20 protein-coding genes and 1 tRNA gene are annotated in these 22,221 nt (G+C 71.6%); 13 read left to right on the forward strand and 8 right to left on the reverse strand.

All coding sequences use genetic code 11. The features are described 5' to 3' along the window. Positions 1-165 precede the first annotated feature (165 nt). The 3 genes from ACYUD3_RS05385 to ACYUD3_RS05395 all read left to right on the forward strand — a co-directional run bounded on the left by ACYUD3_RS05385 (position 166) and on the right by ACYUD3_RS05395 (position 2,400). Positions 166-1,104 (forward strand): metallophosphoesterase, encoded by a 939-nt coding sequence (locus ACYUD3_RS05385; RefSeq protein ID WP_470964430.1) that lies wholly within the window; start codon positions 166-168, stop codon positions 1,102-1,104. Positions 1,105-1,322: 218 nt separating this feature from the next. Further along, positions 1,323-2,285 carry a Pr6Pr family membrane protein gene (locus tag ACYUD3_RS05390; RefSeq protein WP_470964433.1) on the forward strand — a complete coding sequence of 321 codons (963 nt, stop codon included), beginning with the start codon at positions 1,323-1,325 and terminating at the stop codon, positions 2,283-2,285. A gap of 41 nt (positions 2,286-2,326) precedes the next feature. Then, positions 2,327-2,400 (forward strand) — tRNA-Pro (locus ACYUD3_RS05395). 951 nt (positions 2,401-3,351) lie between these two features. Here ACYUD3_RS05395 and ACYUD3_RS05400 read toward each other — a convergent pair. The 4 genes from ACYUD3_RS05400 to ACYUD3_RS05415 all read right to left on the reverse strand — a co-directional run bounded on the left by ACYUD3_RS05400 (position 3,352) and on the right by ACYUD3_RS05415 (position 5,979). Further along, positions 3,352-3,492 (reverse strand): hypothetical protein, encoded by a 141-nt coding sequence (locus tag ACYUD3_RS05400; RefSeq protein WP_470964436.1) that lies wholly within the window; start codon positions 3,490-3,492, stop codon positions 3,352-3,354. Positions 3,493-3,989: 497 nt separating this feature from the next. Further along, the gene (locus ACYUD3_RS05405) at positions 3,990-4,346 is read right to left on the reverse strand and encodes a hypothetical protein (RefSeq protein WP_470964439.1); all 357 of its coding nucleotides are present in this window, start codon (positions 4,344-4,346) and stop codon (positions 3,990-3,992) included. 51 nt (positions 4,347-4,397) lie between these two features. Beyond that, positions 4,398-5,690, reverse strand: a complete 1,293-nt coding sequence (gene serS / locus ACYUD3_RS05410) for a serine--tRNA ligase (protein WP_470964442.1) — start codon at positions 5,688-5,690, stop codon at positions 4,398-4,400. Further along, positions 5,683-5,979, reverse strand: coding sequence for a hypothetical protein (locus ACYUD3_RS05415; protein ID WP_470964445.1), 297 nt, complete (start codon positions 5,977-5,979; stop codon positions 5,683-5,685). Before ACYUD3_RS05415 ends, serS begins: the two co-directional genes overlap by 8 nt. Before the next feature lie 137 nt (positions 5,980-6,116). Here ACYUD3_RS05415 and ACYUD3_RS05420 point away from each other — a divergent pair, with 137 nt between their 5' ends. Beyond that, on the forward strand, positions 6,117-6,383 hold the full coding sequence (locus tag ACYUD3_RS05420; RefSeq protein ID WP_470964448.1) for a hypothetical protein: 267 nt from the start codon (positions 6,117-6,119) through the stop codon (positions 6,381-6,383). Positions 6,384-6,878: 495 nt separating this feature from the next. Next, complete coding sequence (locus ACYUD3_RS05425; protein WP_470964451.1) at positions 6,879-9,410, forward strand: ATP-binding protein; 2,532 nt, start codon at positions 6,879-6,881, stop codon at positions 9,408-9,410. A 62-nt stretch (positions 9,411-9,472) separates the two neighbouring features. Here ACYUD3_RS05425 and ACYUD3_RS05430 read toward each other — a convergent pair whose 3' ends face one another. The 3 genes from ACYUD3_RS05430 to ACYUD3_RS05440 form a co-directional block, all read right to left on the reverse strand. Then, positions 9,473-10,021 carry a sigma-70 family RNA polymerase sigma factor gene (locus ACYUD3_RS05430; RefSeq protein ID WP_470964454.1) on the reverse strand — a complete coding sequence of 183 codons (549 nt, stop codon included), beginning with the start codon at positions 10,019-10,021 and terminating at the stop codon, positions 9,473-9,475. Between the two features lie 179 nt (positions 10,022-10,200). Beyond that, positions 10,201-11,439, reverse strand: a complete 1,239-nt coding sequence (locus ACYUD3_RS05435; RefSeq protein WP_470964457.1) for a hypothetical protein — start codon at positions 11,437-11,439, stop codon at positions 10,201-10,203. 21 nt (positions 11,440-11,460) lie between these two features. Further along, a complete protein-coding gene (locus tag ACYUD3_RS05440; RefSeq protein WP_470964460.1) occupies positions 11,461-12,321 on the reverse strand; it encodes a transglycosylase SLT domain-containing protein in 861 nt (286 codons plus the stop codon). Between the two features lie 159 nt (positions 12,322-12,480). Here ACYUD3_RS05440 and ACYUD3_RS05445 point away from each other — a divergent pair, with 159 nt between their 5' ends. From ACYUD3_RS05445 to ACYUD3_RS05480, 8 genes are all read left to right on the forward strand, one after another. Then, positions 12,481-13,269: a hypothetical protein gene (locus ACYUD3_RS05445; RefSeq protein ID WP_470964463.1), complete on the forward strand. Its 789-nt coding sequence runs from the start codon at positions 12,481-12,483 to the stop codon at positions 13,267-13,269. Then, positions 13,266-13,583, forward strand: a complete 318-nt coding sequence (locus tag ACYUD3_RS05450; protein WP_470964465.1) for a hypothetical protein — start codon at positions 13,266-13,268, stop codon at positions 13,581-13,583. The genes ACYUD3_RS05445 and ACYUD3_RS05450 overlap by 4 nt, the downstream gene beginning before the upstream one ends. 53 nt (positions 13,584-13,636) lie before the next feature. Next, the gene (locus tag ACYUD3_RS05455) at positions 13,637-13,924 is read left to right on the forward strand and encodes a hypothetical protein (protein WP_470964468.1); all 288 of its coding nucleotides are present in this window, start codon (positions 13,637-13,639) and stop codon (positions 13,922-13,924) included. 19 nt (positions 13,925-13,943) lie between these two features. Further along, complete coding sequence (locus ACYUD3_RS05460) at positions 13,944-14,678, forward strand: DUF8175 domain-containg protein (protein ID WP_470964471.1); 735 nt, start codon at positions 13,944-13,946, stop codon at positions 14,676-14,678. A gap of 2 nt (positions 14,679-14,680) precedes the next feature. Continuing rightward, positions 14,681-15,967, forward strand: coding sequence for a hypothetical protein (locus ACYUD3_RS05465; protein ID WP_470964474.1), 1,287 nt, complete (start codon positions 14,681-14,683; stop codon positions 15,965-15,967). A 164-nt stretch (positions 15,968-16,131) separates the two neighbouring features. Continuing rightward, on the forward strand, positions 16,132-17,625 hold the full coding sequence (locus ACYUD3_RS05470) for an SCO6880 family protein (RefSeq protein WP_470964477.1): 1,494 nt from the start codon (positions 16,132-16,134) through the stop codon (positions 17,623-17,625). Then, a complete protein-coding gene (locus ACYUD3_RS05475; protein ID WP_470964479.1) occupies positions 17,622-19,403 on the forward strand; it encodes an ATP/GTP-binding protein in 1,782 nt (593 codons plus the stop codon). The genes ACYUD3_RS05470 and ACYUD3_RS05475 overlap by 4 nt, the downstream gene beginning before the upstream one ends. Next, positions 19,400-21,154, forward strand: a complete 1,755-nt coding sequence (locus ACYUD3_RS05480) for a type IV secretory system conjugative DNA transfer family protein (RefSeq protein ID WP_470964481.1) — start codon at positions 19,400-19,402, stop codon at positions 21,152-21,154. Before ACYUD3_RS05475 ends, ACYUD3_RS05480 begins: the two co-directional genes overlap by 4 nt. Here ACYUD3_RS05480 and ACYUD3_RS05485 read toward each other — a convergent pair. Continuing rightward, a complete protein-coding gene (locus tag ACYUD3_RS05485) occupies positions 21,108-22,061 on the reverse strand; it encodes a DUF418 domain-containing protein (RefSeq protein ID WP_470964483.1) in 954 nt (317 codons plus the stop codon). The two genes, ACYUD3_RS05480 and ACYUD3_RS05485, sit on opposite strands and share 47 nt — an antisense overlap. Positions 22,062-22,221: the final 160 nt, after the last annotated feature.

A 22,221-nucleotide genomic window follows, 5' to 3' on the forward strand; every position in this document is an offset into this window, starting at 1 on the left:
GTCGGGGTTTTGGGGTGGGGCGGTGACGGGGCGGGGCTCAGGGGGCAAAGGTCGGGGGGGCCGGGCGTCGGGGTTTTGGGGTGAGGTTCCCCTAGGGGGGCTTTGGGGGTGAGATCAGGGGGGCGGGCGGTGAAGTGGGGGTGGGGGGTCTGACACGATGTTCGTATGCGAGCGCGATATGGAATTCCCTTGGGAATCGCGGCGGTCGGGGCCGCCGGACTTCTCTACTCGGCCGGGTTCGAGGCCCGTTCGTTCCGGCTGCGGCGGGTCACCGTCCCCGTCCTGCCGGCCGGGATGCGTCCGCTGCGCGTCTTGCAGGTCTCCGACATCCACATGGTCGGCGGCCAGCGCAAGAAGCAGCGCTGGCTGCGCTCGCTCGCCGGGCTGCGGCCCGACTTCGTGATCAACACGGGCGACAATCTGTCCGACCCCGAGGGCATCCCGGAGACGCTGGACGCGCTGGGCCCGCTGATGGAGTTCCCGGGGGCGTACGTCTTCGGTTCGAACGACTATTACGGCCCCAAGCCGCGCAACCCCGCCCGCTATCTGCTGGAGCGGACGACCGGCAAGCACGGCCTGAACGGCAACGCCCCCGTCGTAGGCGTCATCCACAACCCCTGGGAGGACCTGCGGGACGGGTTCGACGCGGCCGGGTGGCTCAACCTCACCAATACGCGCGGGGTGCTGAAGATCGAGGGGGTCTCCGTCGAGCTGACCGGTCTCGACGATCCGCACATCAAGCGGGACCGGTACGCGCGGGTGTCCGGGGGCCCGTCGGCCGCCGCCGATTTCTCGATGGGGGTGGTGCACGCGCCGTATCTGCGGGTCCTCGACTCCTTCACCGCCGACGACTATCCGCTGATCCTCGCGGGGCACACGCATGGGGGGCAGTTGTGTGTGCCGTTCTACGGGGCGCTGGTGACGAACTGTGATCTGGACGCGGACCGGGTGAAGGGGTTGTCCACGCATACGGCCGGGGGGCGGACGGCTTATCTGCATGTGTCGGCGGGGTGCGGGACTAATCGGTATACGCCGGTGCGGTTCGCTTGTCCGCCTGAGGTGACGTTGTTGACGTTGGTGGAGGTGGGGAAGGGGGTGGGTTAGGGGAGGGTCGCGGGGGCGAACTGGCAGGGCCGGGCTGGGATTCGTTACGGGGTTCGGTCGGCCGGAGGTGATCCGTGAGGTCTGTCGGGGAGACTCAGTCGGCCAGGGCGATCTGGGGCAGCCGGGGTGATCTGAGGGCGGCCGGGAGGCAGTTGGGCGGGTCACTCGGGTGGGTCACTCGCGTCGCCCGGTATGCCCTGTTTGCCTAGCTTGGGGGCATGACCGCTCCGATACCCAGGGACATCCCCGAGCTGCCGGCGATTCCCCGTACGCATGCCCTGTTCCCCTCTTATGTGCCGGCGTCGGCGGTGGTGGCGCCGGTGCGGCGGCCGGTGGCCGCGGTGCTGCGGTTGCTGCTGGCCGTCGGGGCGGCGGCGAGCGTGGGGCTTGCCGTGCTACTGGGGCGTCCGCTTCAGGTGCTGAGCCATTTCTCGGTGCAGGCGGCGCTGATCCTGGCGATGGTGACGTTCGTGTCGGCGCGGCGGGCGTGGACCGCCCGGCGGCCATTGCCGGGGGCGGTGACGGGGGCGGCGCTGCTGTATGTGGTGGCCGGGGCGCTGCTGTATCACCTGCTGCTGGCGGGGCGGGCGGGTGTGGTGTCGGTGACGGGGGTGGCGGGGGCGCCGACGGGGTGGCATGCGGTGGCCGGGCAACTGCTGCACACGGTGGTGCCGGCGGCGGCCGTGCTGGACTGGCTGCTGTTGACGCCGCCGGGGCGGATGCGGGTGCGGCAGGCGGCGGCGTGGCTGTTGTATCCGTTGGCGTATCTGGGGTTCACGTTGGCGCGGGGGTACTACTTGGCGGGCGGGGTGGGTACGGGGGCGGCCGGGGGGACGGGGACAGGAGTTGCCGGAGGGATGGGGACTGGGGGGACGGGAACAGCGGCGGTCGGCGGGGTGGTCAAGGGGGCGGTCGGGGAAGTGGTCAAAGGGGGCGCCGGAGGGGTGGGTGAGGGGGTGCGGGAGGGGGCTCGCGCAGGGGTTCGTGCGGGGGCCGACTACCTCTATCCCTTCCTGGACGTCGCCGCCCACGGCTACAAGCACACCCTGGCCAACGCCCTCCTCCTAGGCCTCGCCCTCTACGCCCTCTCCCTCCTCCTCACCGCCCTCGACCACGCCCGCCCCGGCCCCCTCCACCCCCGCCCCAAAACCGGATTTCGTCTCCAGCCGCCGGTGGGCTAAAGTAAACGACGTCGCCGCAGGGAGCAGGACAGCAGCGATATCGGGGTGTAGCGCAGCTTGGCAGCGCGCTTCGTTCGGGACGAAGAGGTCGTGGGTTCAAATCCCGCCACCCCGACAGTATTACGCCAGGTCAGGCCCGGCGCTGAGAGATCAGCGTCGGGTCTGATTTGTTTTGTGGGGTTCCTCTGGGTGTCAGTCGAGCGGGCGCCGTGAGCAGGGCCTCTCAGACCCCCAGCTCCTCCCCCATCCTCACCGTCACAGCCCCCCACGGCACCTCCGGTTCGGCGAACAGGCTCCAGTAGCGGTAGGACGTGCGGATCAGGGGGCGGTGCGGACGGTGTCCAGGGTCGGTGGGGGTGCCAGGGGGCGAAGCTGCCGAAGATCAGGTCTCTCCAGTCCAGCCGCGTCCTCGCCCAGGCCAGGCGTTCCAGGCCCGTGCCGAGGTCCACGGCCAGGCCAGGCGTTCCAAGCCGGTGCCGAAGTCTACGGCCAGGTGGGCGGGGTGTCGGTGGGCCGGAGGAGGACTATGTCGCCCAGGGGGAGGTCCAGGTGGTTGAAGTGGAGGGTCATGCCCTTCACCTGGCGTCGTCGCCATACCGTCGGCCTGCCGTGGATGCTGATGTGGCGGGCGTGGAAGCCCAACCCGGACAGTGCGCCCAGCCTGCCGTCGCAGGATGCCCCCGTACTCGTCGAGGCGCTGGATCGGCTGGACGCGGGAGATGTTGGCGGACGAGGTCAGGAAATCGTCCAGGAGCGTGCCGGACGTGTCGCGGCGGAGCGGACTACGGGCTGGGGGAGGAAGCCGCTGCGGTAGGTCACCTTGGCGGACCTCCTTGAGGAACGGATCGAGGGCCTGGACCGCCGAGATCGTCAGCTCGGTCTCGCGGCCCCACCGCAGCGGCAGGCAGGGTTCTCGCCGGACGCCCTGGGCGGCGAGACCCTCCTTGAGGCCCGTCAGGAGTTCCTCCCAGGGGTACGGCGTTCCTCGGAGACCGTGAACTCCCAATGGGCTCCCAGGGATTGGCGGAGGGCCTCGAACACGCGGGCCCCGAAGGAGGGGGCGCGCTCAGCATGGTCGGGGCGACATCGCCGTGAAGCGGCGCATCCCCGTCTCCTGGACCTCCGTGTGGCCGAAGTTCCCGGCCCGCTCGATCGCGAGGGCGAGCAGCTTCGCCGCCGTCTCGTCGTCCGCCGCGGGGTCGGCCACCGTGGCCGCGCCCGTCCGGTCGCACAGGGCCGCCTCGGCGCGGTTCCCTCGCGCCAGGTGAGTGCGGCCACGGGGGTGCGGCGCGCGGGGACTCGCCGAAGACGGCCGCGCCGGCCTCCCCGTACGTACGGATCCGTCGCGGAGGGCGGCCGTCTTCGCCGAGCCACTGCACGTGGTCCGCGCCGAACAGGCGTGCGTGGCGGCGTACGTACGCCTCGTCGAAGACGGGGCCGGCGATCCGTGTCCGGCGGCCGAGGAGCTGGGCCGCCCGGACGGCTAGGGCCTGTCCGGCGGATCAGGCCGGCCGGCTTGCGTGAGCGGGGTCTGGTGCGTGCGGCTGCAAGGCGGAGGAGACGCTGACATCTGCCGCTGCCGCGGCGGGCGACGCGGTGGGGGCACCTCCCGGCCGAAGGCCGGGGGACGTCGGCAACCGACGACAACGCCTGGGGGAGGGCGTGCCAGACCCCGCGACCCCAGCAGGATCCGCCGGACAGGCCCTAGGTGCGGTGCTTCTCCTCGTCTGTGCGGCCGAGCCGTATGAAGTCGAGGCCGGTGTTGGCGGGGGCGGTCGCGGGGACGGTGGTGCGCGTACCGCTCGGTCGTCTCCGGCGAGTAGCAGCGCGCTCGCCGTCGAAGGCCGCGTCGGTGTGCCGGAAGGTGGCGATGTCGCAGTCCGGCTCGCGCCAGGTGCGCGTCCAGGCCGGCCGGGACGGGTACTCGTGCCCGGCGACCAGGAGGTCGTACCCGGTGTCGCGCAGCGCGCGTTCGGTGAGCGGGCCGGGCGGCGGGCCCGGTCGGGCTCCAGGTCCGTCCGCCGGCCCGGCCCTAGGAGGTGTACGTCGGCGACCCCCCACAGCCGTCGTTGGCCGGCGGGCGGGAAGGCGTGGTTACCGAGCGACGAGCGCTTACGCCTCCGGTTTGCCGTCCGCCGAGATGCGGCGGAAGCCGAGGTACGGGACGAGGGATTCGGGCAGGACGAGGGAGCCGTCCTCTTGCTGGCACTGTTCGAGGAGCGCGGCCAGGGTGCGGCCGACGGGGAGGCCGGAGCCGTTGAGGGTGGCGACGAGCTTGGGCTTGCCGTCCTCGCCACGGGTGCGGATGTTGGCGCGGCGGGCCTGGAAGGTGCCGAAGTTGGAGACCGAGGAGATCTCGCGGTACGTGTTCTGGCTCGGGATCCAGACCTCGAGGTCGTAGGTGAGCTGGGCGGAGAAGCCCGTGTCGCCGGCGGCCAGTTTGACGACGCGGTAGACGAGCCCGAGTTCCTTCAGGCACGCCTCGGCGTGGCCGACCATCGTCTCCAGCGCGGCGTCCGCGTCCGCCGGGTCGACCATCTGGACCATCTCGACCTTGGCGAACTGGTGCTGGCGGATCAGCCCCCGGGTGTCGCGGCCGTAGGAGCCCGCCTCGGAGCGGAAGCAGGGGGTGTGGGCGGTGAGCGCCAGCGGCAGTTCGGCGGGGGGGATGATCTCGTCGGCGTAGAGGTTGGTCAGCGGCACTTCGGCGGTCGGGATCAGGAACAGCTCCCGGTCGGCGACGCCGGTCTTGAACAGGTCCTCCTCGAACTTCGGCAGCTGGCCCGTGCCGGTCATGGTCTTGCGGGTGACCAGGTAGGGGACCGCGTGCTCGACGTATCCGTGCCGGCGGGTGTGCAGGTCGAGGAAGAGTGTGGCCAGGGCGCGTTCCAGGGCCGCTCCGGCGCCGCGCGAGACCGCGAAGCGCGGGCCGGACAGCTTCGTCGCACGGGCGAAGTCGAGGATGCCGGTGGCCTCGCCGAGGTCGACGTGGTCCTTCGGCTCGAACGGGAAGACCGGCGGGGTGCCGACCCGGCGGATCTCGACCGCGAAGTCCTCGGAGTCGCCGTCGGGGGCGGCGTCGTCCGGCAGGTTCGGGATGCTGAGGAGGAGGTCGCGCAGCTGCTCCTCGACCTGGGCCTGTCCGGCCTCGATGTCCCGGATGCGGTCCTTCAGTTCGCGGGCGCGCTCCTTCAGTCCGGCGATGTCGCCGCCCTGCTTGGCCGTCCGCTGTACCTCACCCGCCACCCGCTTGGACTCGGCCCGCAGCTCGTCGGCCGAGCGGATGTTCTGGTTGCGCCGGGACTGGAGGGACTCCAGCTCGGGCAGGTCCAGAGAGTAGCCGCGGCGAGCGAGCCGACGAACCGCTTCGGCACCCATGTCGATGAGGGCGCGGGCATCATGCATGAGGGAGATCCTTCTGATCCGGCTGGTGGGATACGGACCCGACGGTAGCAACCGCCGCGCCCCCGCCGATCCGGAATATGTCCCCACCGCCGCGGGCCGCGCGGGCTCGGGGAACGGCTGCGCGGGGGGCGTCTGTCAGCGCCTTGATGCGGTCCGGCGGTTCGGCGTCGGGCAGGGACTCGGTGAGGTGGACGGGGCGGGACGGGTCGCCGTTGACGAGGTGGCGCGGGGCGTAGGTGGTCACGCGGCCCTCCTCGGGGGCGGGGAGGGCGGCGAGCACGTCGGTCATGCGCGGGGCTCTCGGGTCGCCGGTCTCCCGGTAGGAGAGGAGTCCGTCGAGGGCCAGGGCCCGGCACCAGGGGGCGAGTTCGGGGGCGGGGATACGGGAGACACGCGAGCGGCGGTGGCGAGCCGTCCGCCGGTGCCGTGCCCGAGGTCGTAGTAGACGGTCCAGAAGGCCCGGTCGAACGGCACGTTCTCCCGGTACAGGTCCTCCCGCAGGGCGGCGAGCGCCGGCGGATCGCGCTACAGGCCGACGAACTGCGCGGCTACGACTTCCACCCCACCGAACGCCTCCCGGAACTCGCCCTCCCCCGCCTCGTACGCCGGATCACAGCGGGCGTCCAGGCTCGGGCGGCTGGTTTGGCGGTTTATCTGGAGCGGGGGGCGTGCCGGCTTCGGCGTCGAGGGTGATACGCGTGGAGCAGACCAATGCGCGGTGGTTTGCATAGGTACACGGCGCCGGTCCGGGGTGGCTGAGTTCAACTCCGGTCAGTTTCAAGAGAGTTATCGGACCAAGGCCTATGAGTCCGTGGCTCGCCCGTCCGCCCTCACCAGCGATTATGAGACAAGCTATGGCGCAAAAGCTTCCGCACACAGTGATGTTCGCCTAAGTAACGACTACTGTCCGGAAGCGTGGCGGACAGTGGGGCTGTAGGTATTCGCGTGGCGATGCTGGGGCGGGTTCGGGTCTGGGTTGGGGGGGTGGAGGTTTCCGTCGGGGCGCCTCAGCAGCAGGCCGTGCTGGCTTTGCTGGTGAGCAAACGGCATCCGGTGGGGGTTTCCCTCATTGTCGACGGGGTTTGGGGGAGTTCGCCGCCTCGGGGGGCCGTTTCTGTGGTGCGGACCTATGTCTCCCGGCTGCGGAAGGTTCTTGAGCCTGACCGGGGGGCCAGTGAGGCGCCGCGTGTGGTGCTGTCCGCCGGGGACGGGTACGTGTTGCGGCGGGACCTCGTCTCCAGTGATCTCGACTTCGCGGAGAGTGAGCTTCTGCGGGCCGAACAGGCGCGCGCCGCCGGGGAGTTCGACGATGCTCTGCGGATCGTGCGGGATGTGCTCGGCTCCTGGCAGGAACCGCTGCTCGGGGTGCCGGGGCCGTTCGCCTCGGCGGTTCGGGTCGAGGTGCTCGAACGGCGGCTGCGGGCGCTGGAGTTCAGGATGCGGCTGGAGCTGGAGTGCGGGCAGCACACCGGGGTGCTGGCCGAGCTGCGGGCGCTGTGCGACGAGCATCCGCTCCGGGAGTCGTTCCGTGAACTGCTCATCCTTGCCCTTTATCGCAGTGACCGAAGAGGGGAAGCGCTTGACGCCTACTCCCAGGCGCGGCGATCCCTCGTCGATGAGCTGGGCATCGAACCAGGGCCCTCGCTACGGGAGTTGCAGGCCCGCGTCCTCGCCGACGATCCCTCCCTCGGACTGCATCCGCCCGAACCACCGGGCCCCTCCCGCATACGGCCCTCCCAACTCCCCGCCGATCTGCCGACGTTCACCGGTCGGCGCACCGAACTCGAACGGTTCTCCGCCCTGTTGGGCGACGGACAGTCCTCGATCGCCGTGCTCGACGGGATGGCCGGCGCCGGCAAGACCACGCTCGCCGTGCACTGGGCGCATCGGGTCGCCGGAGCCTTTCCCGACGGGAATCTGTACGTCAATCTGCGCGGGTACGACCCCGGGGGCGCGCGGATGGACCCGGGGGAGGCGCTGGAGACGTTCCTGATGGCGCTGGGGGTCGCCGCGCAGGCCGTGCCGGAAGGACTCGACGCCCAAGCGGCGCTCTATCGGAGCGTGTTGGCCGAGCGGCGGGTGCTGATCGTGCTCGACAACGCCGGGGACACCGAACAGGTACGGCCGCTGCTGCCGGGCGCCTCGGGCTGCCTCGTCCTCGTCACCAGCCGCAGCCGGCTCACCGGGCTCGTCGTACGGTACGGGGCCACGCCCTTCACGCTCGGGCTGCTCGGGACCGAGGAGGCAAGGGAGCTGCTGGCACGGCGAGTTGGGCAGCAGCGCGTCGGCGCCGAACCCCGGGCCGCCGACGCCATCGTCCAGCTGTGCGCCCGGCTGCCGCTCGCGCTCGCCATCGTCGCCGCCCGTGCCTCCTACCGGCCCGCGTTCCAACTCTCCGACATTGTCGAGGAGTTGCGCGAGGATCACGGCAGCCTCGACGCGTTCGTCGCCGGGGACGACATCGGGGCCGACGCGCGGGCGGTGTTCTCGTGGTCGTACCACGCCCTCTCCCCCGTCGCCGCCGAGCTGTTCCGACGGCTCGCGCTGCATCCGGGGCCCGATGTGTCCGCCGCCGTCGCCGCCGCGCTCAGCGGGGTCGAGCGGCGCCGGGTGCGGCCGGCGCTGGCCGAGCTGACGGGGGCCAGTCTGCTCATCGAGCAGCGGCCCGGGCGGTACGTCTTCCATGACCTGTTGCGGGTCTACGCACGGGAGTTGACCGTCGATCTCGACAGCGGGGCGGTGCAGGAAGGCGCGGTCGTGCGCATGCTCGATCACTATCTGCACACCGCCCTCCACGCGTCCGCCGTGCTCAGCCCGTTCCGCGAGACCATCCCGCAGCCACCCACCACAACGGACAGCGGGCCCGTTCGGTTCGACGACAGCCGGCAGGCGACCGATTGGCTGCGGACCGAGCGGAATGTCCTGCGCGCGGTCGTCGAACACGCCGTCTCCAAAGGGCAGTTCGCGTACGCCTGGCGGCTCGCCCACGCGCTCGACCTCTCCCTCGACCGGCTCGGCTTCCAGCGCGACCTCATGGAGATCAACAAAGCCGCCCTGAGGGCCGCCCGCGCGCTCGGCGACCCCGTCGCCCAGGCCCACGCGCTGCGCGGACTCGGCTTCGGGCACACCCGGTTCGGGCACCCCGAGGAGGCAATGCGGCTGCTGGCGCAGGCACTTGAGCTGTTCCGCGCCGCCGGTGACGCCTTCGGCCGCGCCCGCACCCATCGCGCGTTCGCCTATCAGGCCAACGCCCTTGCCAAGTACGACATCTCACTCGGCCACTACGCCCAGGCCGGTGAGCTGTACCGCTCGCTCGGCCACCACAGCGGCGAGGCGAGCGTCCTCAACGAGATCGGCTGGACGTACATCCTGCTCGGTGAGCCCGAACGGGCCCTGGAGAACTGCGAGTTGGCCATCGCGCTGCACCGCAAGGTCGGGGACCCCAGCGGTGAGGCGTCCGCGCAGGACAGTGTGGGGTACGCGCTGCACCACCTCGGGCGGCACGCCGACGCCGTCGAGCGCTTCGAGGCGGCCGTGCAGCTCTATCAGCGCATCGGGAACCGGTACTTGGAGGCCGACACGCTGCGGCATCTCGGGGATTCCCACCATGCCGCCGGGGACGAGGGCTCCGCGCGCGCCGCCTGGGGATCGGCGCTGGTCCTGCTGGAGGAGGGCGGGCACGGGGAGGAGGCGGAGGAGGTGCGGCTCCTCCTGAAATGACCGCCTGAAGTAACCGCTCGGCAGCTGAAGCGGTCACTCAACAGCGGTCTCCCAAACGGGACTTACCGCACCAGCCCGCGCCCCTCCAGCGCCGTCCGCAGACTCCGCAGCGCGTAATACACCCGGGACTTCACCGTCCCCTGCGGAACGCCCAGCGCGTCCGCCGCCTGCTGCGTCGTCCGGTCCGCGAAGAACGTCGCGTGCAGCACCTCGCGGTGGGCCGGCGTCAGGTCCTCCAGGGCGTCGTGCACCACCATCGACGACAGCATGCTCTCTATCTCGTCGGCCTCCGCGCCGAGTTCGCTCAGCCAGGTCGCGCCGCCGATCTCCAGCGGGCGGGCCATCTTGGTGCGGTGGCCGTCTATGACGAGGTTGCGGGCGACCCGGAACATCCAGGGGCGCACCGCCATGCCCTCGTGGTCGGACAGGTTCTGCTTGCTCCAGCAGCGCAGCAGCGTCTCCTGGATGACGTCCTCCGTGCGGTGCGTGTCGCCGCCGAGCATGCGCAGTACGTACGCGTACAGCGCCGGTCCGTGCTCCAAGTACAGGTCGCGCAGCGCCCGTTCCTCGGTGGAGACCGCGTTCGCCGAGCCGATGACCGTCACGTTCATGGTGAGCTCCTGCTCCCTCAGGAAGACCGGCCCCTGGTGGGGAGCCAGGGGTTGGGGGTCTTCTTGACTGGGGAGTGTTCCGAGGGGCGTTCCACGTTCGTTTGACGCTCGTTTGACAACGGCTGTACGACCGGCGCCGCGCGGTTTACGCGCAGGCCGGTGCGGGGGTCGGCGGCGGGTCAGGCGTATATCGCCAGCGCCTCCACATGCCGCCGGACCTGTTCCACGAGGCTCGCGTACGCCGGCGGGAGCAGTCCGCGCCGGCGCAACCTGTCCCACATGTGCAGGAGTTCGCGGCCGTGTACGAGGGCTGCGCGGTCGTCGTCGAGCCGCTGCCACGCCGCTGCCGCTCGCGCGACCTCTTCCGCCGCCCTCGGGTCGCCGGCCCCGCAGCGGATACGGGCCACCGCCAGCGCCAGCACCGTCGCCTCCCGGTGGTCGCCGCGCAGATGCGCCAAGTAGGCCTCGATCGCCCGGGCTTCGAGGGCGTGGGGGTGTTCGGTGCCCGCCGACGCCGTCAACTCCTCGCGCAGTGTGGTGGCTTCGGCGAACGCCTGGTCCAAGTGGCCCGCTGCGGAGAGGGCGTTGACCCGGGCGATACGGGAGGCGACCTCTCGGGTGAGGGGCGGGGGCGGCGGGGGGAGCTGGGTGGCGGCGGTGGCGCGGGCGCGGGCCTGGGCGAGGGCGGAGGCGAGGGCGGAGGGGCGGGGAGGGGACGGCTCCGGCGCAACTTCCGGCTGGGCGAGTCCACTTGGGGCGACCGGCGACGCCGGAGCAGGGGCTGGCACCGGAGCAGAGGCCGGCGTCAGAGCCGGGACCGGAGCAGGGGCCGGGGCCGGAGCAGAGGCCGACGCCGAAGCAGCCGCCGGCACCGGAACAGAGGCCGACGCCGGAGCAGAGGCCGGCACGGGAGCAGGGGCCGGAGCCGAAGCCGGGACCGACACCGAAGCAGCCGCCGGCACCGGCGCAGAGGCCGGCGTCAGAGCCGGGACCGGAGCAGGGGCCGACGCCGGAACAGTCGCCGACCCCGAAGCCGGGACCGGAACAGAGGCCGAAGCCGGGACCGACACCGAAGCAGCCGCCGGCACCCGCGCCGAGGCAAGCAGCTCCGCCGGAGCCTCCGCAGCGGCCTCCCCCCAAGACTCCGTCTCCTCCGGCGAACTCCCCCTCGCCTCAACCCCCTCCGGCACCTCCTCCAACACCCTGCTCGACCCGTCCGGCGCCACCTCCAACACGAAGTGCCCCTCACCCGCCCCCTCGACCACCGTCGCGTGCACCGGAGTGGCCAGCAACTGGGCGTGGTGGTGCAGCAGATCGAGCACCGCCTCGTGGACGGACTGGTCCGGCGCGGGGGTGATCGGGCGGCCGTCGATCTCGGGGGCGGTCTCGTCGGTGAGGCGGACGTGGAAGTGGGGCATCGCTGGAGGTGTCCTTCCGAGTTACGCGGTGGGAGACGGATTGGACGTGGGTGAGGGCGAGTCGGTGCCGGCGGGGTCGGTCGGGGACGGCGTCGTACCCGGTGTCGTACCGGGCGGCGGGGTGTACATCCCGGAGTACTTGGAGAACTGGGCGCGGATGGCGAGGACGTATTCCTGGGCGTCGGCGTTCTGGGGGACGCCCTTCGCGGCGAGGACGGTGTCCATGCCGACGTTGTACGCGGCGAGGGTGATGTCGAGGACGGCGCTGTCGGTGCTCTGGTCGTCGGTGGAGCGGTTGACCTTGCCGTCGAGGAGGGCGGTGCGGGCCTGTCCGGCGAGGTCGCAGAGGTAGCGGCCCTGGGCCATGATCGAGTCCTTGGCGTCCAGGGCGGACGTCTTGCCGTTGTCGTCGTCGTCCTTGCCGTACTTGTTGAACAGGTCCGGTGTCAGCTGGGAGAGGCCCTGTTTGCCGTCCGGGCCCACCTTCCCCTTGTCGAAGTTGGACTCCTTCTCCAGCTGTGAGGCGATGACGATCGGGCCGATCTCGGGGCAGATGGCGCCCGCGTCCTTGATGTCCTCGTAGAGGTCCGACGGGACGGTGTCCTCCGCCAACTCCCCTTTGCCGTCGCCCTCGAAGACCGCCTGGACCTGTTCGGCGTCGGACTCGTTGTAGTTGTCCCCGCCGCCCCCGCCGCCGCCACCGCCGGTGAAGAGCAGGATCAGCGCGATGAGCGGGGCGAGCAGCACGCCGAGGCCGCCGAAGATGATGACGATCACCGAGCCGCCGACCAGCAGCAACGGCAGCCCGGCGCAGCCGCAACCGCCCACGGCGAGCATGGAGTTGCGTACCGCGTCCCCGCCTTCACCCGATTCCGCGCCCATTTGTGCCCGCCTTCTTCCTCTCGTCTTGAACCGCCGTGGCCGGACCGCCCGTTGTGTGGTCGCTACGGGCTCGGCAGATCAAACGGCGCCCGCGACAAAGAAGTTCAAACCGGTGAAAAGCAGATCGACCAGATCCAGCGAAGAGGGGGCGGGGCACGCATGAGCGGCGGCACACCTTCGGCCAAGCCTTCGGGGCCGCAGCAGCCATGGGTACGAGGCCCGAAAGCCCCCGCCCCTACCCCAACTCCCGTCCCCCCGCAGGGCTACACCGCTCCCCCCGTCCAGGACCCCGACTTCCCCTACGGCCCCGCAGGCCGCCCGGCGGCGCCGGCGCCAGCCTCAACCGCCCCCGCCCCGGCCCCTGTCGCCGTCCGCCGCCCCGCGCCCCCGGTCCAGAAGCAACCGGTCCAAAAGCAACCGGTCCGACAACAACCGGCCCAGAACCAACCCGCCCAGAACCAACCCGCCCCCTCCTGGGGCTCCCCCCGCCGCCCCGCCCCCTCCCGCGGCCGGTCCCGTGACGAGATCGGCTGGGTCAAGGCGCACGGCGGCGCCGGTGTCTCCTCCCTCGTCGAGGTGATCGGCGGCGTCGACGTCGGCGCCCGCTGGCCCGAGCCCGCGCGGGGCGAACCCCGCCGGATCATGCTCGTCGGCCGCAGCAGCGCGCGCGGTATGCGGGCCGTCTCGCAGGCGCTCGGCGCGTTCGAGGAGGGCAAGGTGCCGCCGGGGCTCGAACTGCTCGGCGTCGTCCTGGTCGCCGACGCGCCGGGGCGGCTGCCGCTGGCGCTGCTGCGCCGGATCCGGGTGCTGCGCTCGGCCACGCACGTGCACCGGGTGCCGTGGATCGCGGCGTGGCGCACGGGCGGCCGGCCCAAGGCGCTGCCCCGTCAACTCGCCACGCTCGCCGAACTGGTGGGCTCGTCCGTGCACGAGGGACCCACGTCATGACCCTGTCACACCTGACGGCACTCGGCCCGTCGTACCCCACCGCGTCCGACCCGTCGTACCTCGCGGCCTTCAACCCTCTGGTCGGCGGCAACGAGATGTCGGACCTGCTCGGTCCCCTCGCGTGGTGCGTCACCGCCGCCGGGGTGTTCGGGCTGATCGTCGTCGGGATGCAGATGGCGCTCCAGCTGCGCCGGGGCGATCCCGGCGAGGGCGGCGAGCACTTCCGCGGCGTCTTCTACGTCACCCTCGGGTGCCTCGTCGGTACCACCGCCGGGCCCCTCGTCAGCTTCCTCGGCGACCTCAGTCTCCACTGAGCGGCCACACCCCACACCTCAGTCCCCAGTACGCAGAAATCCGGAGAATCCCCATGTCCCAGCTGCTGATGGAAACATCGAACTTCCTCGCCGCCGGCGTCCCCCAGCCCGCCCCCAACGCGCCGGGCGAGCTGACCAGCAAGGTCAACACCGTGCTCGGCATCGCCGCCTGGGCCGGTACCGCGGCGGGTGTCGCGGGGGTGCTGATCACCGGCGCCATGATGGCCATCTCCCTGAAGCGCGGCGAGAGTTCGGAGCACATGAGCCGGCTCGGCATGGTGCTGGGCGGCTGTGTCCTGGTCTCCACGGCGGGGCCGCTGATCTCCTTCGTCTTCGCGTAGGCGGACGGACGGCTCCCTGATGTTCCTACGCAGGAAGCACGAGCCCGTGCACGACGGGCCGTACTGGACGCAGCGCGGCTGGCAGCTGTCGGCGGCCTTCCTCGCGGTCGTGCTCGTCATGGGCGCCGTCGCGGTGGCGGTCTCGGGTGGCGACGACGCCAGCGCCTCGACGCCCAAGAGCCCGCTGAGCGCGAGTTCGCTGACGCCGGAGGGGCGGCCCCAGGGCTGCCACACCGTCGACAGCACCGGCGAGAGCGTGCCGAAGGACGTGGCCTGGAAGGCGATCGGGGTCACGATGGTGCCGGTCTCGCCGACCGCCGGGCCGACGCACACCACGGGCACGCCCTGGTGGTGCTTCGCGCACACACCCGTCGGCGCGGTCATCGCCGCCCACACGATCACCGCGCAGATGAGCGAGGACGGGTGGCGGACCGTCGCCGAGGACCAGGTCATGCCGGGTGACGGGCGCAATCTGTTCGTCTTCCGGCGCCAGACCGTCAACGGCACCGGCACCCAGCGCTCCCGCAACGAGACCGACCCGTCGTCGTACGCGGGCTTCAAGGTCCGCGCCTACGACGCGAAGGAGGCGACCGTGAGCCTGCTGATCAAGAACAGCCAGGGTTTCATGGCGACTTCGGTCGATCTGAAGTGGGACGGCGGGGACTGGAAGGTCGTCGCGAACGGCAACGGCACCCTCTACTCCGATCTGACCACGGTGCAGAACGCCGCCGGATATCACCTCTGGGGGGCCTGACCATGTCGTGCGACGACGGCAATCCGCTCCTCAACGCGCTGCTGGGGTTCTTCAAGTTCCTCGGCGACCCCATCGGCACCATCATGAACATGGTCGCCGACTTCGTGCTGGCCGCCGCGATCACCGTCTTCGGCGCGCTCGCGAACTCGGTGCCGAGCTTCGAGAACTCCGGCGCGGCCCAGGACATCAACAACCAGTCGCAGTGGATCGTCGTCTATCTGGCGGTCGGTTCGCTGATCTTCGCCGCCGTGCGGATGGCGATCGAGCGCCGGGGCGAGGCCGGGATCACCGCCCTCAAAGGCATCATGCGGGTCATCCTCGTCTCGGGCGGGGCGACCACCGTCGTCGTGGCCGCGGCGTCGCTGTCGGAGCGCTACTCCTCCTATCTGTTCGCGGCCGGTGCCACGAAGCAGCTGGAGGCCATCGGGCGCTGCGACGACGGCGGTTCGATGACCGCGTTCCTGCTGATCATCCTGGCGTTCCTGCTGCTCATCGCGGGCATCATCCACACGATCCTGCTGTACATCCGGCTCGGTGTGATGACGCTCCTGCTGGGCACGCTGCCGCTGGCCGCCGCCGCGTCGATGACGAACTGGGGCAGCGGCTGGTGGCGCAAGCACATCGGCTGGATGGTCGCCTGGCTGCTGTACAAACCGGCGGCGGCGCTCGTCCTGTACGGCGGCACCGCGATGCTCAACGCGCAGCCGAAGGACGGCGAGTCGGCGAGCGCCAGCACCCGGATCGCCGGTATCGGCGTGATGCTGCTGTCGGCGGTGGCGCTGCCCGCGCTGCTGAAGCTGGTGATGCCGGCGACGGCGGCGCTCGGCGGCGGGAACGCGATGTCCGGCGCCATGTCGGCGGCCGGCGGCGCGCTCGCCACGGGCGCCCGCTCGCTCGGCGGCGCGCTCGACGGCAAGGGCGGTGAATCGGGCGGCGGCGGGTCCTCGGGCCGCCAGGGTCCGAGCGGTGCCTCGGGCAGCGGCGGCGGTTCGGGCTCCAGCGGTGCCAACGGCATGAGCGGGGGCGGCGGTTCGGCCGGCGGGGTCGGCAAGGCCGGTTCCACGGGCGGCGGTTCGGCCGGCGGCGTTGGCGGCGGCGGCTCGGGCGGTGGCGGCATGGGTGGCGGCGGAATGGGCGGCGGTGGCGGCGGTGCGGCCAGCGGCGCGCTGAAGGCCGCGGGCCCGGTCGGCATGGCCGTCGAGGCCGGTATCGCCGCCGCGAAGATCGTCAGCGGGGCGGCGACCGGTTCGATCGAAGGCGCCGACGGCAACGCGGGGCACAACCAGTAACTCCGGCCGGCGGGCGGGCAATCGGTAACTCTCCAGCCGGCCGGCGGGCCCCCAACTCCAGCCCCCCACAGGGCACTCAAGCCGGCCGCCGAGCCCCTTCCCCCGTAGGGGGCCCGGCGGCCACCTCTCTCCCCAAACCTCGTTCATCTCCGGAAGGAGCCCTCATGGCCACGGAGGCAGTAACCCATCCGACGTACGGGAACTGGCGTCGGCCGCGGCGCGCGGGGCTCGGGCCGCTCGGTCTCGTCGGCACGTTCGTCGTGTTCGGCGGCCTGGTCGTCACCCTGATCGCGTCGCTGATCTCGCTGTACGCGGCGCTCGTGGTGATCGTGCCGACGGTCCTGTTCCTGATCCCGCTCACCATCCGCACCCAGGACGGCCGCAACGTCTACCAGCTGGCGGCGCTGCGGATCGGCTGGTCGCGGCGGAAGGCGAAGGGCGCGCACCTGTACGTCTCGGGGCCGATGTCGGCGCGTCCGGGCGGCCGGTTCCGCCCGCCGGGCCTGCTGAACAAGGTGACGGCGACCGAGGGCCGCGACGCGTACGACCGGGCGTTCGGGGTGCTGCACCATCCGCAGCGCAACCTCTACACGATCGTCCTCGGCTGCGACCCGGACGGCGGTTCGCTGGTCGACCCCGACCAGGTAGACGTGTGGGTGGCACTGTGGGGCGAGTGGCTGGCGCGGCTCTCGCACGAGCCGGGACTGCGCGGCGCGTCGGTCGTCATCGAGACCGCCCCCGACCCGGGCACCCGCCTCGCGCACGAAGTACTCCCCCGCGTCAGCGCGACCGCGCCGCCGGCCGCGCGCGCGGTGATGGAGGAGGTCGTCGAGCGCTATCCGACCGCGTCCTCCGAGATGCACACCTACATCACCCTCACCTACGGCACCCCGGCCGGCCAGCGGCGCAAGAAGGAGGACGTCATCGCCGACCTCGCGATCCGCGTCCCCGGCCTGCTCAGCGGCCTGATCGCGGCCGGCGGCGGCGCGGCGTACCCGCTCAGCGCGGAGCGCATCGCGGAGGTCGTCCGGGTCGCGTACGACCCCGCCGTCGCCGCCGACGTCCTCGACGCCCGCTCCCGGCACGGCGGTACGGGCCTGGAGTGGGAGGACGCCGGTCCCGCGGCGGCCGTCGAGACGGTCAACAGCTACCAGCACGACTCCGGGGTCTCCCGGACCTGGCTGATGACGCTGGCGCCGCGCGGCACCGTACGGTCCTCTGTGCTGCGCGGCCTGCTGGAGGCGGCGCCCGGCACCCGGCGCAAGCGGGTCGCGCTGGTGTACCGGCCCATCGACCCGGCGACGTCCGCCCGGATCGTCGAGGCCGACCGGCGCAGCGCCCAGTTCATGGCGACGTCCGGACGCGGCATGGTCCAGGCGCGCGCCGCCTCCGAGATGCGGGCGGCGGAGCAGACGGCGGCCGAGGAGGCGTCGGGCGCGGGGCTCGTGGAGTTCTCGCTGATGCTGACGGTCACCGTCGACAACAACGCCGAACTCGCCGACGCCACAACAGCGGTTCGCAACCTGACGGCCGCCTCGCGCGTCCAGATGCGCCCCGCCGACCGGATGCAGGCGGCGGCGTTCACCTGCACCCTGCCGGCCGGCATCCTCCCCTGGGAGCAGACGCTGGTCCCGCACGAGATCCAGGAGGCGCTGTGAGCCGGCGCAGCGAGGAGAAGCTCGCCGAGCGCGAGGACCTGCTGGCGGAGGAGCGGGCCCGCAAGGCGCTGCTGTCAGGGTCAAGTCCCATGGAGGCGGCGGCGGTTCGCTCGTCGCTGGCCGCTCCAGCGGCCAAGCAGACCTCCGGCAAGAAGAAGGCGCCGCCCCGCGAGCCGTACGTCCCCCCGCGCGGCTGGTACGGCGCCGGCGGCGGGCGCGTCGGCTATCTGGACCCGCCGACGATGTGGCGCGCGACGACCGTACAGGCGTGCGGCATGTGGCCGTTCGCCGCCGGTTCGGGCTCGCCGATGACCGGAGTCCCGCTCGGGCAGCACCTGTTCACCGGCGCGACGGTGTGCGGGGACCCGCTGAACTGGTTCACGCGGGCCCGCTACATCTCCAACCCGTCGCTGTTCATGCTGGGCATGCCGGGCCTGGGCAAGTCGACGCTGGTGAACCGGATGCTGATCGGGCTCGCGGCAACGGGCGTCGTACCGCTGGTCCTTGGCGACCTCAAGCCCGACTACGCCGACACCGTACGGGCGTTGGGCGGGCAGGTCATCTCGATCGGGCGCGGGCGGGGCGGGATCAACGTCCTGGACCCGGGGGCGATGGGCGAGGCGGCGGCGCGGATCGGCGGCGAGGCCGGGGAGGTGCTGAAGGCCGAGACGCACGGCCGGGTGCTGAACATGGTGGCCGCGCTGGTGACGATCGTGCGCGGCCGGGCGATGGACGACCACGAACAGTCCGTGCTGTCAGCGGTGTTGCACCACCTGCGGGAGCGTACGACGCCCGGGAGGCCGCCGCTGCTGCCCGACGTGCTGCGCATCCTCACCGAGGGCCCGGACCGGGTGCGCGCGGTGACGCTGGACCGGGGCGACGACACCCGCTACCGGGACGCCGTCGACCCGCTGCACCGCTCGCTGCTGGGCATCCTGGACGGCCCGCTGGGCGACACGTTCGCCTCCGAGACGTCCACCCGCATCAACCCGGACTCGCCGGCCGTCTGCATCGACATCTCCGGCATCGGCGAGGCGGACACCCAGCTCACGGCCGCCGCGATGCTCGCCGCCTGGTCCGACGGACTCGGTACGGTCGCCGCGTCGCACGCCCTCGCCGACGCCGGCCTCGCGCCCCGGCGCTGGTTCTTCACCGTCCTCGACGAGCTGTGGCGCCCGCTGCGGGCCGCCTCCGGCATCGTCGACCGCATCGACGCCCTCACCCGCCTCAACCGTTCGCTCGGCCTCGGCGACGCGAAGATCACCCACACCCTCAAGGACGCCGAGGCGCTGGGCACCGACTCCGACCGGGCCAAGGCGCGCGGCTTCGTCGAGCGCGCGGGGATGGTCGTGTGCGCGGGGCTGCCGAAGGCGGAGATGGAGGATCTGGGGAAGGTCGTCGGGCTGTCGCGGCGCGAGATCGACCTGGTGTCGTCGTGGTCCTCGCCGCCGGGGTGGGGGGTGTCGGGCGAGCATGAGGAGCCGCCCGGACGGGGGCGGTTCCTCATCAAGGTCGGTGGGCGGCCGGGGATTCCGATCAAGGTCGCGATCACGGACGCGGAGCGGGATCTGCACAACACGAACACGCGGTGGACGCCCAACGACAAGGCGGTGGAGGAGGCTGCGGCGCGGGCGGCGGCGGAGGTGCGGCGGGCTGCCGAGCAGGGGATGCCGGCGCTGCCGCCGGGTTCTTCCGGGGGGCTGGCATTGCCGCCGGGGGCTGGGGAGTTGGCGTTGCCGCCGGGGGTTTCGGATATGGATGGGAGCTGGGGCCGATGAGCAGTCCCCGCAGTGACCTGGGCGCTCAACTCCCTTGGGCGATCGTCGGGTTGGCCGGTTTCGGGATGACGATGTTCACGATCGCGTGGGCCGGCGGGACGCTGGGCTCCGGGGTGACCGGGCACGGCTGGGACGCGCCGCCGTTCGCGATGTCGACAATGGGCAAGCTGGTCTCGCAGGGCCCGGACCAGCTGTGGCCCGGGGCGCCGGCGGCGGCCGTCTACGCCGGGATGTTCCTGCTGCTGATGCTGATCTGCGTGCCGGTCGTGGTCGTCGTACGGCTGCTGCTCGACCGGGCCGGGCGGACCAAGGGGCTCGCCGGGCAGAAGGAGCTGGCGGCGATGTGCCCGAAGGGGATCGAGGCGCGGGCACGGGAGTTGCGGCCGACGCTGAAGGGCCGGGACAAGGTGCACCCGGACGAGACCGGCAACCTGCTCGGCGACCTGGACCCCAAGGGCCCTGAGCTGCGCAGCAGTTACGAGGACGTCGAGCTGGACCTGATGGCCCCGCGCGCCGGCAAGTCGACGGGCATCGCGATCCCCCGGGTGCTGCGGGCGCAGGGCGCGGTGCTGCTGACGTCCAACAAGTCCGACGTGTACGCCGTCACCCGCGCGCAGCGTGAACAGGTGGGCCACGTCTGGACGTTCGACCCGCAGGGCATCGCGCACACGCCCCGGGAGATGTGGTGGAACCTGCTCGGCGAGTGCGGGTCCATCGAGGGGGCGCGGCGGCTCGCGGGGCACTTCGTGGCGTCCGTGAACGACGACGCGTCGAAGAAGGACTTCTGGATCTCGGCCGCGCAGAACACGCTGACGGCGCTGTTCCTCGCCGCCGCGCGCGGCAAGGCGTCCGTGCACGACCTGCTGTCCTGGCTCGCCGATCCGGCCGACCGTACGCCGATCGACCTGCTGCGGGAGACCGGACTCCCGGCCATGGCCGATCAGTTGCAGGGGACCGTGCGGGGTGCCGTCGAGACGCGGGACGGTATCTACGAGACGGCCCGGCAGACCGTGTCGTGTCTGCTCGACCCCGACATCCTCGCGTGGGTCACGCCGGATCACCGCACTCCCGAATTCCGGCCGAACGAGCATGTGTTGGGCCAGGACACGCTGTATCTGCTGTCCAAGGACGGGGGCGGGTCCGCCGCCGGGGTCATCGCGGGGCTCGCCGACGCGACGATGCGCGCCGGGGTCGTCGCCGCCGAGCGGATGGGCGGGCGGCTCGATCCGCCGCTCACCGCTGTGCTCGACGAGGCGGCGAACGTGTGCCGGATCTCCGATCTCCCCGATCTCTACTCGCACTTCGGCTCACGGGGCATCAACGTCGTGACGCTGCTTCAGAGTTACCGGCAGGGGGCGCGGGTGTGGGGGGAGATCGGGATGGACGCGCTGTGGAGCGCGGCGACCGTGAAGCTGCTGGGCGCCGGGCTCGACGACGCCGACTTCGTGCAGAAGATCTCGACGCTGGTCGGGCAGCATGACGTCAAGACGCCGAGCATCTCCCGGAGCAAGGACGGGACTTCGCGGTCGTACTCCTATCGGCAGGAGTCGGTGCTGCCGCCGGACAAGATCCGGGCGCTGCCCAAGGGGACGGCGCTGCTGCTGGCGACGGGTGTGCGGCCTGCGTTGATTCGGCTGCGGCCCTGGTACAAGGAGCCGGGGGCCGGGGTGATTTCGGCTGCCGCCAAGGCGGAGGCGGAGGCGATCACCGCTCGGGCGGCGCGGAAGCTGACGGTGGATTTCGCGAAGTAGTCGCTGCTCTGAGGAGGCGTTCTGCTGGGCCTCGTTTGGTGGACTGCCTTGTGGAGAGCGCCAGTTGGGCCGTGTAGAGGAGGAGGCAGCCGGCCACCAAGGTGGCTGTGCCGACCTTTTCGTACAGGTCCAGCCAGGTGAACAGGGCGGCCAGGACCAGGGATTGAGTCAGGTAGTGGGTGAGGGCGAGGCGTCCGGTGGCGGCCAGGGTGTGGGCTGCTGCCGGGCGCTTCTGTGTGAACAGGAGGAGGGCGCAGGCGTAGGTGGTGGTGAGGGCGGGGGCGGTGAGGAGGGCAATCGCGTGGCCGATCAGGAACCAGCGGCTGTCCAGGGGGCCGTTGACGCAGATCGCTGTCGCCACTGCGCCGGTGAGGCCTATCGGGGCGGTGCGGGTGAGGGTGCGGCGGAGGGTCTTCGTTGTCATGCGGTCCAGTACGCGGGTTTTGGCTGCCGCCAGGCCCAGGAGGAAGGCGGCGAACATGTCGGGGGCGTAGAGGAGGTTCGCGGAGAGGGCTGTGGGGAGGGTGAGGGGGAGGGGTCTCGGTGGGGTGGGGGGTGTGGTGGTGACGGTCAGGATGCCGGCTGCCAGGAGGAGGGCGGACAGGGTGAGGATGAGGGCGACTGCCGTTTTTATGGCCCTGGTCGGGGTCATGTTGCGGCAGGCGTAGAGGGGGAGGGAGAGGGCGGCGTAGGTGGTGAGGATGTCGCCGGGGTAGAGGAGGAGGGCGTGGGTGAGGCCTATGGCGAAGAGGGTTGTGGTGCGGCGGAGGTGGTGGGTTGCGGTGCCGGGGGTGGGGGTTTTCGTTGCTGCGGACTGTTGTCGGAGGACGAAGCTGTAGCCGAAGAGGAAGGAGAAGAGGAGGTAGAACTTGGTGGTGGCGAGGGCGGTGATGAGCCAAGCCGCCATTTGGTCCAAGGGGGTTGAGTCTGGGGGGCCGCCGTAGGAGGCGTACGCGGTCGACATCAGTTGGGCGTTGACCAGGAGGATGCCGAGGAGGGCGAAGCCTCTTAGGACGTCTACGGGTTGGAGGCGGGGTGGGGTTGCCGGGGGCGGGGGCGTCGAGGCC

The organism is Streptomyces sp. AMJ-169 (assembly GCF_055597585.1).